This window comes from Flavobacterium sp. MR2016-29, assembly GCF_015350695.1.
In the GTDB taxonomy this organism is placed as follows: domain Bacteria; phylum Bacteroidota; class Bacteroidia; order Flavobacteriales; family Flavobacteriaceae; genus Flavobacterium.
Genome location: NZ_JADKPU010000002.1, coordinates 108490 through 122200, shown reverse-complemented (window position 1 = coordinate 122200; position 13711 = coordinate 108490). Strand labels below are relative to the sequence as shown.

The 13711-nt window shown below is 35.1% G+C and carries 6 protein-coding genes; 2 read left to right on the top strand and 4 right to left on the bottom strand.

The features are described from left to right. Positions 1 to 87 precede the first annotated feature (87 nt). Positions 88 to 1482, bottom strand: a complete 1395-nt coding sequence (leuC, locus tag IR010_RS06455; protein ID WP_194602607.1) for a 3-isopropylmalate dehydratase large subunit — start codon at positions 1480 to 1482, stop codon at positions 88 to 90. 659 nt (positions 1483 to 2141) lie between these two features. Between leuC and dnaE the strand changes: the two genes are divergently transcribed. Next, entirely contained in the window at positions 2142 to 6680 is a 4539-nt protein-coding gene (gene dnaE / locus IR010_RS06450; protein WP_194602605.1) for a DNA polymerase III subunit alpha, read from the top strand. A gap of 177 nt (positions 6681 to 6857) precedes the next feature. Then, positions 6858 to 7823, top strand: coding sequence for an outer membrane beta-barrel protein (locus tag IR010_RS06445; RefSeq protein ID WP_194602602.1), 966 nt, complete (start codon positions 6858 to 6860; stop codon positions 7821 to 7823). Positions 7824 to 7944: 121 nt separating this feature from the next. Here IR010_RS06445 and IR010_RS06440 read toward each other — a convergent pair whose 3' ends face one another. From IR010_RS06440 to IR010_RS06430, 3 genes are all read right to left on the bottom strand, one after another. Beyond that, entirely contained in the window at positions 7945 to 8937 is a 993-nt protein-coding gene (locus IR010_RS06440; protein WP_029271631.1) for a Gfo/Idh/MocA family protein, read from the bottom strand. Positions 8938 to 9200: 263 nt separating this feature from the next. After that, a complete protein-coding gene (locus IR010_RS06435; RefSeq protein WP_194602600.1) occupies positions 9201 to 11309 on the bottom strand; it encodes a prolyl oligopeptidase family serine peptidase in 2109 nt (702 codons plus the stop codon). A 175-nt stretch (positions 11310 to 11484) separates the two neighbouring features. Next, positions 11485 to 13692 carry a TonB-dependent receptor gene (locus tag IR010_RS06430; protein WP_194602598.1) on the bottom strand — a complete coding sequence of 736 codons (2208 nt, stop codon included), beginning with the start codon at positions 13690 to 13692 and terminating at the stop codon, positions 11485 to 11487. Between the last annotated feature and the right edge of the window lie 19 nt (positions 13693 to 13711).

Below are 13711 nucleotides of genomic sequence, written 5' to 3'. Positions count from 1 at the left end.
AAAATGTAAATTGAAATTTTAGAAGATTTTTTAATGAAGTATGCCGAAATCAGAAATCAGAAATCGTTAATCTTCATTCAGAAATCTTTAAAAAAGCTCTCTCGGATCTGTTAGTTTTCCTGTAACAGCAGCAGCGGCAGCCATAATTGGACTTGCAAGAAGCGTTCTTGATCCAGGACCTTGACGGCCTTCGAAGTTTCTGTTTGAAGTACTTACAGCGTATTTACCGGCAGGAACTTTATCATCGTTCATTGCTAGACATGCTGAACAGCCCGGCTGACGTAATACAAAACCAGCTTCTGTCAAAATATCTAAAATACCTTCTTCTTTAATTTGAGCTTCAACAACGTGAGAACCCGGAACTAACCAAGCGGTAACATTATCTGCTTTTTTTCTTCCTTTTACAATTTCGGCGAAAGCTCTAAAATCTTCAATACGTCCATTTGTACAGCTTCCTAAGAAAACATAATCAATTGGTTTTCCAATCATCACATCGTCTTCGTGAAAGCCCATATAAGCTAAAGATTTTTTATAGGTTTCCTCACCGCCTTCAACTTGATTGGCATTTGGAATATGTTTTGAGATACCAATTCCCATTCCTGGGTTTGTACCATAAGTAATCATTGGTTCGATATCTGAGGCTTTGATGTTTAATTCAGCATCAAACACAGCATCAGCATCCGTTTTAAGAGTTTTCCAATATTCAACAGCTTTTGTCCAAGCTTCACCTTTTGGAGCGTATAATCTTCCTTCAAGGAAATCGAAAGTAGTTTGGTCAGGAGCAATCATTCCTCCACGAGCACCCATTTCGATACTTAGGTTACAAACTGTCATACGGCCTTCCATAGTCATATTTTCAAAAACATCACCGGCATATTCAACAAAAAAACCTGTTCCTCCAGAAGTAGTTAATTGAGCAATAATATAAAGAGCAACGTCTTTTGGACCAACACCTTTGCTTAACTGGCCGTTTACGTTAATACGCATTTTCTTTGGTTTAGGCTGCATAATACATTGAGTAGAAAGTACCATTTCAACCTCAGAAGTTCCGATACCAAAAGCAATGGCTCCAAAAGCGCCGTGAGTAGATGTATGCGAATCACCGCAAACAATAGTAGCACCAGGCAAAGTAATTCCGTTTTCAGGACCCACTACGTGTACAATTCCATTTTTAATGTGACCTAATCCCCAGTGCGAAATTCCGTATTCGTTTGCATTGTCTTCAAGTGCTTGAAGCTGATTTGCTGACAAAGGATCCTGAACTGGTAAATGTTGGTTTATGGTTGGTGTATTGTGATCTGCAGTTGCAAAAGTACGCTCTGGGTATAAAACCTTTACGTTTCTGGCTTTTAATCCTAAAAAAGCAACAGGACTTGTAACTTCGTGAATGAAATGGCGGTCAATAAAAAACACATCTGGTCCATCTTCAATTTTACGCACTACATGTGAATCCCATACTTTGTCAAATAATGTCTTACTCATTTTTATTTTTTTTAATTGTAATTTCTATAATCACAGCATTTTCCTGTTCATTATAATAGCAAAACAAAAGTAAAAAAAGATACAAGGGCGTCAATTTCAATATTTCATTATATACGATACCCAAAACAGAATACAAATTGAGATTAGCATTTATACTTTCAGTTTCGGTCGAAAAATGAATAGAAAATTGATTTTGTTTTTGTTTTTCCACTTAAACTTTTATTACTTATTTTTTGTTTTAATAATTTACGAATTTCTTTTAAAATCAACTAAAAACTTGTTATTTTCTTTTAAATGATATAAGTAAACGTGTAAAATTTGTAATAAATGTCAAATTGATTTCTTTTTCCAAACTGTAGTTTTTTAATTTTTTAATGCATTTATAGCCGTTTTTTATCTGTTATTTAGATTCAATAAATTGTCTAAATACTACGACATCCAAAGAAATGAATTTTATCAAATTTTATGAATTTTAAGAGAAAAACTGATTACTTGATAAGAATGTCTTTTTAAGAAATTATCCATTTTCTTTCTCCAAAAAAAGCTTAAATTTGAACTTCCTCCATTTTTTATTTTTAGCTTTTTCATAGTTCATATAATCAAGGATTTACACTGGAAAAGTTTTGAAATTTGGAGCTTAATTTTTGTATTTTAAAGCTATGTATTTAATATTCGATACCGAAACAACCGGATTACCAAAACGTTGGGATGCGCCAATTACAGATTCTGATAACTGGCCTCGCTGTATTCAGATCGCATGGCAGCTTCATGACGAAATGGGGCAATTGATCGAACATCAGGATTATTTGGTAAAACCAGACGGATTTAATATTCCATATGATGCAGAACGTATTCACGGAATTTCGACTGAATTGGCGGAAGCCGATGGAATTACATTAGCTGAAGTTTTGGAGAAATTCAATATCGCTTTAAGCAAAACCAAATTTATTGTGGGTCAGAATTTAGGTTTTGACGTCAATATTATGGGTGCCGAATTTCATAGACTGGGAGTGGATTCTCCTATGAGTGCAATGCCAGTTTTAGATACTTGTACGGAAGTTACAGCTTCATTATTACAGCTTCCTGGAGGTCGTGGAGGACGCTATAAATTGCCCACTTTAACAGAATTACACGAATATCTTTTCAATAAACCTTTCGCAGAAGCACACAACGCAACTGCCGACGTTGAAGCAACTACACGTTGTTTTTTAGAATTAATTAGAAGAGAAGTTTTTACCAAAGAGGAACTAGATGTCCCGAAGGATTATTTTAAAGAATTCCAAGAAAGAAATCCACAGGAATTTCCTTTAATTGGTTTAAAACATATCAATTTAAAAGCGGCTTCTGATAAAATCAGAGAGCAATTAAAGGCTTTAGAATCTGTAGACAAACAAACTGGTGTTTCAGATTCTGAAAGAGCTGATTTTAAAGCTGCAAAATACGCGCATTTGCACAATCATACGCAGTTTTCGGTGTTGCAATCGACTATCGGAATTGGAAATATTGTAGCCGCTACAGCCAAAAATGGAATGCCGGCTGTTGCCATGACCGATACCGGAAATATGATGGGTGCATTTCACTTTGTGAGTGCGGTAATGAATCATAACAAGGCGGCTTCTGCCAAAAATAAAGCTTTAGTTGAAGCTGGTGAAGAACCAACAGAAACGGAGATAAAGCCAATTGTTGGGTGCGAATTTAATGTCTGCGATAATCACTTGGATAAAAGCAAAAAAGACAACGGAAATCAAGTGGTTTTGCTGGCCAAAAATAAAAATGGTTATCATAACTTGGCTAAAATGTCGTCGATCGCTTTTACAGACGGATTTTATTATGTTCCGAGAATTGACCGAACTATTATCGAAAAATACAAAGAAGATATCATGGTTTTGTCTGGGAATTTATATGGGGAAATTCAGAGTAAAATCCTAAATATCGGAGAAAACCAAGCCGAAGAAGCAGTAATTTGGTGGAAAGAACAATTTGGCGATGATTTTTATCTTGAAGTGATGCGTCACAATCAGGAAGATGAAAATCGTGTCAACAAAACCTTGATCGAATTTTCGCAAAAACACAATGTCAAATTAATTGCAACAAATAATACCTATTATTTAAATAAAGAAGATGCCAATGCCCACGATATTTTACTTTGTGTAAAAGACGGTGAAAAGCAGGCAACGCCTATTGGACGCGGACGCGGTTATCGTTACGGACTTCCAAATCAGGAATATTATTATAAGTCTTCAGAAGAGATGAAAAAACTCTTTTCTGATTTGCCGGAAGCTATTATTAATATCCAGGAAATTGTTGATAAGGTAGAGACTTACTCTCTTTATCGTGATGTATTGCTTCCTAAATTTGATATTCCAGAAGAGTTTTTTGTACCCGAAGATGAAGTTGATGGAGGTGTAAGAGGTGAAAATAAATACCTGCGCCATTTGACAATGGTTGGAGCAAAAAAGAGATATGGCGAAATTACAGAAGCGATTCAAGAACGTTTGGATTTTGAGCTGTTAACAATCTCGAATTCGGGATATCCAGGATACTTTTTGATTGTTCAGGATTTCATTGCCGAAGCCAGAAACATGGATGTTTCTGTTGGTCCTGGCCGTGGATCTGCAGCGGGTTCTGCCGTTGCATATTGCCTCGGAATTACAAATATTGACCCGATTAAATACGATTTGCTTTTTGAGCGTTTCTTAAATCCGGATCGTGTATCGATGCCCGATATTGATATTGATTTTGATGACGAGGGCCGTGGCCGTGTTATGGATTATGTAATCAATAAATACGGAAAAAATCAGGTTGCACAGATTATTACTTATGGTAAAATGGCAACCAAATCAGCGATTCGTGATACGGCTCGTGTATTGGATTTGCCTTTATTTGAAGCTGATAGAATTGCAAAACTGATTCCGGCAATGATGCCATCGAAATGGAATTTAGCTCGTTTTATTTCTGAAAACGAAGATGATGTTAAAAAAGCCCTTCGTTCTGATGAATTTGATAATGTAAAAGAGTTAATCGCCATTGCCAATGAAGATGATTTGGCTGGAGAAACGATTCAACAAGCAAAAATCCTTGAAGGATCGATGCGAAATACCGGAATTCACGCCTGTGGTGTAATCATTACACCATCGGATATTACGAATTTCGTTCCCGTTACCACTGCAAAGGACTCTGATTTATATGTAACGCAGTTTGATAACTCGGTTGCCGAAAGTGCGGGATTGCTTAAAATGGACTTCTTGGGTCTGAAGACCCTTACGCTGATAAAAGATACGGTTAAACTGGTAAAATACAGAACCAACATTGATTTGGATCCAGATACTTTCCCGATTGATGATGAAGAAACGTACGCGCTTTTTCAAAGAGGAGAAACGGTTGGAATCTTCCAATACGAGTCGCCGGGAATGCAGAAATACATGAAAGATCTAAAGCCAACTGTTTTTGGAGATTTAATTGCCATGAATGCCTTGTATCGTCCAGGACCTTTAGAATATATTCCATCTTTCGTTCGAAGAAAAAATGGAGAAGAGGAAATTAAATACGATTTAGATGCCTGCGAAGAATATCTTGGAGAAACCTACGGAATTACCGTTTACCAAGAACAGGTAATGCTTTTGTCGCAATCGCTGGCAGACTTTACAAAAGGTGAGGCCGACGTTTTGCGTAAAGCAATGGGTAAAAAACAAAAAGATGTTCTAGATAAAATGAAACCTAAATTCGTTGAACAAGCAGCGAAAAAAGGGCATGATGCCAAAATTCTAGAGAAAATCTGGAAAGACTGGGAAGCTTTTGCGAGTTACGCCTTCAACAAATCGCACTCAACATGTTATGCCTGGATTGCATATCAAACAGCTTATCTAAAAGCACATTACCCTGCTGAATATATGGCTGCGGTTCTTTCAAATAATATGAATGATATCAAACAAGTGTCATTTTTCATGGAAGAATGTAAACGCATGGGATTACAGGTGTTAGGACCTTGTGTAAATGAGTCTTACTATAAATTTACGGTAAATGATGAATATGCTGTTCGTTTTGGAATGGGAGCGATTAAAGGAGTTGGTTCTGGAGCAGTTGAAACAATTGTAGCAAACAGAAAAGACGGAAGGTATAAATCGATTTTTGATTTAGCAAAACGAATTGATCTTCGCGCAGCCAATAAGAAAGCAATTGAGAATCTTGCATTGGCAGGAGGTTTTGATTCGTTTGAAGGAACTACAAGAGCGCAATATTTTCATGATGATGGCGACGGAATCACTTTTTATGAAAAAGCAATGCGCTATGGGTCGAAGTTTCAGGAAAATGAAAATTCATCGCAGGTAAGTTTGTTTGGTGAAGCCAGTGAAGTGCAAATAGCGGAGCCTGTGGTTCCTCCTTGCGAAGACTGGAGCACAATGGAGAAATTAGCCAAAGAAAAAGAAGTTGTGGGAATTTATATTTCTGGACATCCTCTTGATGATTTTAGATTTGAGATGAAATACTTCTGTAATGCTCGTTTAGAAGCTTTAAAAAGCATGAATGAATATGTAGGTAAAAATCTAAATTTTGCGGGTATCATTAATAACGTACAGCATCGTGTCGCTAAAAATGGAAAAGGCTGGGCAGTATTTAATCTAGAAGGTTATGACGAAAGTTTTGAGTTTAAAATTTTTGGTGAAGAATACTTAAAATTCCGTCATTTCTTAATTCAGAATAATTTTGCGTATCTAAAAATATTGATAAAAGACGGATGGGTAAATCATGACACAGGCAAAAAATCAGAACCAAGAATGCAGTTTGTTGAGATAAGACAATTGCAGGATATTCTAGAGGCGTTTTCTAAAAAACTTGTTTTGCTGTTAAATATAAAAGATTTACAGACTGAGTTTATTCATCAGTTAAGTCATTTGTTTAATGCGAATAAAGGCGATAATTCTGTGACTTTTGAAATAATGGAATTAGAAAAAATAAAACGTTTAGTTGAGGTCGAAACCAATACTGAATTTGAAGAAACCGAAGATGCAGTTTTTGCTGATGAAAATGAAGATTCTGATGTGCCATTAGAAGATACTAAAATTCAGGAAGTAACTGAGGTCGAGGAAATAAAAGTTGTAACTAAATTAACGATGCCAAGCCGTAGGCTAAAAGTCAAAATTTCGACAGAACTATTGCAGGAATTAGAAAAAATGCAGGTTAATTTTAAGTTGAACTAAATTTTAACAGTTAAAATTTAATATTATGTGAATTTTTTATGTTAAAAATATGCATGCATAATAGTTTTTTAGTAATATTGTCCGAAATTACAACGATTTCGTTCCAAGTCTAACCTTGCAATGCTTAACGTTATGTTAAAATATTTTAAGTTTGCATAAATTAATTAAATCAGAATTATGAAAAAGAACCTATTTTTATTAGGATTATTAGTTTGCTCTATGGCCACAATGGCGCAAACAGAAAAAGCAGATAAACCAGAAAGCTGGTATTTTAAATTAGCTGGATCTTATTTTAATCAAACAGCTTCAACAGAATTTCCAGTAGTTGGAGGTCAATTGCCAAACAGAGATGTTTATGCAGGTACATTAACTGCTAATAAATTAATTTCAAGAGAAAGTGTTACAGGTTCTTTTGGACAAGGTTTCAGAAGCGGTATTACAGCTGGTTACCGTTTTTCTACACGTTTAGGAGTTGAGATGTCTGCAAATTACTATGTAAGTAATGAAAAAACGATGGCTCAAACAACAAATAGGCTTGCTTCTTATAACCCACAGACAACTGTTGCTACTTATGTAAGCTTTACAGCTGAAGGAGAAATCAAAGCTTTTGATTTAGCACCAGCGATTGTAATGTTTTTAGGTGAAGCTCATGGTTTTGAACCATATACTAAAGTTGGAGTTATTGTTCCAATTCACGGTACATTAGACATTAAAACAAATAGAGATTATGTAAGTTTTGCAGGAGCTAACAAAGTTGCTGAAACTCAAGCTTATTCAAAAGATGTTGTAAAACCAAATGCAACAATAGGTTTTATGGCCGCTTTAGGTACATCTTATAAATTAGGAAAACACATCTCTGCTTTTGCTGAGTTAGAATACCGTAACTTTACTGTACACGGAAAAACTAAAGAAACTACTGAGTATACTGAAAATGGAGTTGATAAATTAAATACTACAACTTCTTTCAGAGCTGCTTCAACTGCTGCAACTCATACAAATTATGTTGATAAATTAGACGTTAATTCTAATAATGCTTTAACTAATCCAAATGGTGTAGATACTACAAAACCAATGGACGAATTAAGTTCTTATGTTGGAATTTCAGGTTTAGGTTTGACTTTAGGTCTTAAATACAGCCTATAATTCTAAAACAATTTATAGTTTTATAAAAAAGAGGATATTCATTTCTGAATATCCTCTTTTTTTGTTTTGTCATTTCGATCCCGAGGCTTCGGGATCGAAATGACAAAAATGTGTAAAATTATTACTTAGAGTTTCTGAATTCCTTTAAAACTTCATCAATAACCCAAGTTGTTCTTGACGCTGAGCTTCCTTTTGATGGAGAAGCACCTTCATTACCTAAAAGCTCTGAAACTACAGTTTCGATAAATGGCTGCTGAATATGAAGCGGATTTTCAATTGTTATGCTTTCTTTTTCTCCGTTTGTATATTGAATATGAATTGGATCATTTCCAAAAGTAGAAAAAGAGATTTTGCCTTTATCGCCTACAATTTCGGTATTGTCATATCGTTCAAAACTGGCGAAATTCCATAAACCAGTTCCGTGAATTCCATTTTCAAATAGAAAAGACATTGAAACAGCATCTTCTGCTGGATAAGCTTTTAATTGAGAACTCGCATGCCCTCGCACGGACTTAATAGGACCCAAAACAAAATCTAGAAAATCTAAAGTATGGCAAGCCAAATCAACAAAAATTCCTCCTCCTGAAATATGTGGCAAAACTGTCCAAGGCAAATTAATTTCGTCATCATAGCGTTCTTCAAACGGATGATATAAAACGCAATTTACGTGTCTAACAGTTCCAATTTTATTTTGATCGATTAGTTCCTTAATTTTTAAAAATCTTGGCAAGCTTCTTCTGTAATAGGCTACAAATAAAGGTACATTGTGTTCTTTGCAAACGCTGATCATTTCATTGCATTCTTCAAATGTCAAAGCCATTGGTTTTTCAACATAAACTGGTTTTCTGGCTTTAGCGCATAAAATGGTATATTCTTTATGAGAAGATGGAGGAGTGGCAATATAAACAGCATCTACTTCTGGATCATTAATTAAATCAATCGCATTCGAATACCATTTCGGAACATTATGACGTTTGGCATAATCTTCGGCTAAAGCTGCATCTCTTCGCATAACGGCAACTAATGCTGAATTTGGAGTTTTTTGAAAGGCAGGTCCGCTTTTAACTTCTGTTACATTCCCACAGCCTATAATTCCCCATTTTATAATTTTCATCGTTTGGTTTTTTAGTTTCTCAAATTTAAAAAACGTTTGCCATGAATTACACGAATTACAACGAATTTTCTTTTGAAACTGATTTTTAAAAAACGATTCACGAATTATTTTTTCACGCAGATTTAAAAAGATTTTAGCAGATGAAGCAGATTCTTAATAAACGATCTGCTTAAATCTGCAAAATCTGCGTGAAACAAAAAGCCACGAATTCACAAAATTAATTCGTGAATTCGTGGCTAAAAATAAGTTAAGTGCTTAAAATTTTACTGTTTAGGTAAAGCTGTAAAGCCCATATTATAAAGTGTAAACGCTTGAACGTCTACATTTTCCTGAATTGAAGCTGCAACTGATTTTCCTGCTCCGTGTCCTGCTTTTACATCAATACGAATTAAAACTGGATTGTCGCCAGCTTGTTTTTCCTGCAATTCAGCAGCGAATTTAAAACTGTGAGCAGGAACCACACGGTCATCATGATCTCCTGTTGTTACCATTGTTGCAGGATATTTAATGCCTGCTTTTACATTTTGTACAGGAGAATATCCTTTAAGATATTCAAACATTTCTTTATTGTCCTGAGCTGTTCCGTAATCGTACGCCCAACCTGCACCGGCTGTAAAAGTATGGTAACGCAGCATGTCCATAACACCAACAGCAGGTAATGCTACTTTCATTAAATCAGGACGCTGTGTCATTGTTGCACCCACTAATAAACCTCCGTTAGAACCGCCGCGAATCGCTAAAAAGTCTGATGAAGTATATTTTTGAGCAATCAGATATTCGCCTGCAGCAATAAAATCGTCAAATACATTTTGCTTTTGCAATTTCGTTCCGGCGTCATGCCATTTTTTCCCGTATTCACCGCCGCCTCTTAAATTAGCAACTGCGTAAACACCTCCATTTTCCATCCAAACTGCATTTGCGATACTGAAACTTGGTGTCAAACTAATATTGAAGCCACCATAACCATAAAGGATTGTTGGGTTTTTACCGTTCAGTTTTAATCCTTTTTTATACGTAATAATCATCGGGATTTTTGTTCCGTCTTTTGAAGTGTAGAATACTTGTTTTGATTCGTACTCTTCACTTTTGAAATCTACTTTAGGTTTTTGATAAATTGCTGATTTGCCAGATTTTGGTTCTAATGAATAAATCGTTCCTGGAGTTGTATAATTGGTAAAATTATAATATAAAGTTTTATCCAGTTTTTTTCCTCCAAATCCGCCTGCAGTTCCTACTGCTGGAAGTTTAATTTCACGAACTAATTTACCGCTATAATCGTATTGCTGTACAAACGAAACAGCATCTTTAGTATAATTAGCAAAAAAGAAACCTCCGCCTGTTGAAGGAGATAGAATATTTTGAGTTTCCTTAATGAAATCTTTCCAGTTTTCTGGTTTCGGATTGCTAAAATCAACCGTAACAACACGCTTGTTTGGCGCATTCAAATCGGTTTCAATAAACAATTTTGTTCCTTCGTTTTCGATAATAGAATTGTCGCTGTTAAAATTGTCAACAACCGTAATTATCGGACTATTTGGCACTTTTAAATCTTTAATATAAAGCTCATTTCCGTAAGTAGAATTCGAAGCAGAAATTACTAAATAATGATCGTCTTCAGTAACATAACCCCCAACATATCTTCGTTTTTGATCTGCTCCAAAAATAACTTTGTCTTCTTTTTGAGAAGTTCCCAGTTTGTGAAAGTATAATTTATGCTGATCTGTTTTTGCCGATAATTCGCTTCCTTTTGGTTTTTCATAACTCGAATAATAAAAGCCTTCATTTCCGTGCCAGGAAACACCGCTGAATTTTACATCAACTAAAGTATCTTCTAAAACTTTTTTAGAAAGAGCATCAATTATAATCACTTTTCTCCAGTCGCTTCCGCCTTCAGAAATAGAATATGCAGCTTTGTTTCCGTCTTTAGAAAAATCTAAACCGCCTAGTGAAGTTGTTCCGTCTTTAGAAAAAGTATTTGGATCTAAGAAAACTTCTTCTTTCCCATCTTGTCCTTTTCTATAAACAACAGATTGATTTTGAAGTCCGTTATTTTTAGTATAATAAGTAAATTTTCCTTCTACAAACGGGGCACTTATTTTCTCGAAGTTCCAAAGTTGTTCCATACGTTTTTTAAGTGCATCACGAAATGGAATTTTATCTAAATAACCATAAGTAACTTGGTTCTCAGCTTTAACCCAAGCACCAGTTTCAGCAGATTTATCGTCTTCAAGCCAACGATAGGGATCGCTTACTTTTGTGTCAAAATAAACATCAACAGTCTCGCCTTTTTTTGTTTCTGGATACTGAATTTTGTTTTGTCCAAATGAAATTCCTGCAGTTGTAATTGCCATTATTAGAAATGTTTTTTTCATAGTTTTTGTTTAACGGTTATAGCAAAAATACCACTTTTAGTTGAATATAAATTTACCGCAAAGCACGCAAAGTTTTTTAATTAAGCAGCCTTTATAAAAACACAAAGTTCGCAAAGCTGTGTGAAATAACTTTGCGAACCTTGCGGAATCTTAGCGTACTTTGCGGTTAAAATTTTTACAAGTTGAAATTCACACCTAAAACGATGTTTCTTCCAATGTTCGGGATGCCATCTGTTTTTAATCTTGAAAGGTGAGCAATATAACTTTTATCGAATAAATTGTTTCCGTTTAAGTTTACATCAAAAGCAGTTTTTCCTAATTTTACAGTTCCTCCAAAACCTAAATTTACTAACGTATATCCTTTTGAAGCCGTTTCGAAACCGCTTACATTGTCTTGGCTAAAAGTCGAAGAAACGTTTAGAGAAGCATAACCTTCTTTAAACCAATCTTTGATGTTAAACTCCGTTCTTAAAGTGTTATTCCAGTTATTTGCCGGAATTAAAGGCAAATAATCATCGTTATCTTTTTTACCAGTTACAGTTTCAAAACTGGTTTCAAAATGAAGCCAATCTAAAGGATGAGGATGAAAGTGAAAACCAACTTCTCCACCATACAATTTTGCATTATCCTGAACATAAGCAAAAACATCATTATCGTCACGAGTTTCTCCCGTTGGCGAAGTGTAGATATAATTGTTTACGTGATTGTAAAATCCGTTTATAAAAAACTCAAAATGCGTGTTTTTGTATTCTAAATTCAAATCGGTTTGAACGTTTTGTTCTGTTTTTAAATCAGTATTTCCAATTTCATATCGATTTGTTCCTTCATGAACTCCGTTCGAAGTTAATTCGGCTAAATTTGGCGCTCTAAATCCAGTGGCCACATTCAAACGAAGTGTCAAGGGTTCAGCAAGTTTTGTTTTATAACCTAAAGAAGCATTAAAGCTGTCAAATGATTTGTTTAAAGGGAGAAAATAACCTTCTTCATCTACAATTCCGTGTGCTTCAGAAGTTATATTTCTATTGTCAAAACGCAATCCCGCTTGCAGAACACTACTGTTCCATTCGTAATTTGCAGTTCCAAAAACACCAAAATCATTCGTTGTTGCATTCGGAATTAAATATTCTTCTCCAAAATTGCTATTAGTTTGATGCATTCCCTGAACGCCTAAAATTGTTTCAATTTTGCCCATTTTGGCGAAATGATATTTTGCGTTGTAATTGAAAGTATTCAATTTCATTCTTAAAGAGGCGTTGTTGCTGTCTTCAAACTCGCTTCTGTCATTGGCTATATATCCCAAATCAACATCTAATTTTGAGTTTTCAAAAAAGATCACATTGTTAAGACTTAATAAATGATTGAAAATTCCCTGTCTTGGAAACATCGTGTTTTTGCTGGAAGATTGTTCTGCAATTCCGTCTTCTGGAATTCCAATATCCAGTTTATTGTAATTGTATCTTAAAACACTTGAAAAACTAGAATTGCTGTATCCAATTCCGGTTTTAAAATCGGTTTCGTTATAACGTGAATTTGTTACGCGATCGCCATCAGCAATTTTATAATCAGAATGCGTGTTGAAACTGCCTCGCGCTAAAAATTTCCAATTATCCGTAGATGTTTTTAAGCCAATCGAAGAATTGCTTCCTTGTGTATTCGTAAAATATTTTTGACTGAAATTTGCTTTAAAAGTATTCGCATCAGCAAACTTTTCTGGATTGAAATACAAAACACCGCCCAAAGCATCAGATCCATAAAGTAAAGAAGCAGGACCTTTTATAACTTCAACACTTTCGATTCCGGCATCATTTAATCCTAAACCGTGCTCGTCTCCAAATTGTTGGTTTTCGATACGCACACCTTGAGAATAAACCAAAACACGATTCCCGCTAAGACCTCGGATTACTGGTTTTCCGATAGAAGTTCCGGTAGAAATTTGAGAAACTCCAGGAATAGTAGCCAAACCTTCAATCAAGGTTGAGGTTCCTTTTTGCTGTAATGTTTTGATGCTTTCGTGCTCGACTTTCATTACGTTTTGCGATTGCAGTTTGTTAAAAGGTGTTGAAACCACAACTTCATCCATTTCAAAAACAGATTCTGAAAGCTTTGCGTCTAAAGTGTTTTCTTTTAATAATTTAAAAATAGTTTTATTCTGAGTGGTATATCCAACGAAGGTAAAAGCAAGGCGGAAACTTCCGTTTGGAAGATTCGTAAATTCGTATTTTCCGTTTGCGTCGGTTGTTGTTCCTTTATGTAATTCTGGCGCATAAACAGAAACGCCTGACAAAGGCTGGTTTTGAAGATCGGTTACAGTTCCTGAAACAGAATTTTGGGCTGAAAGCAGACTTGAAAACCCTAAAATAAGGGCTAGTATTATTTTTTTCATTTGAAAATGATGCTATAGT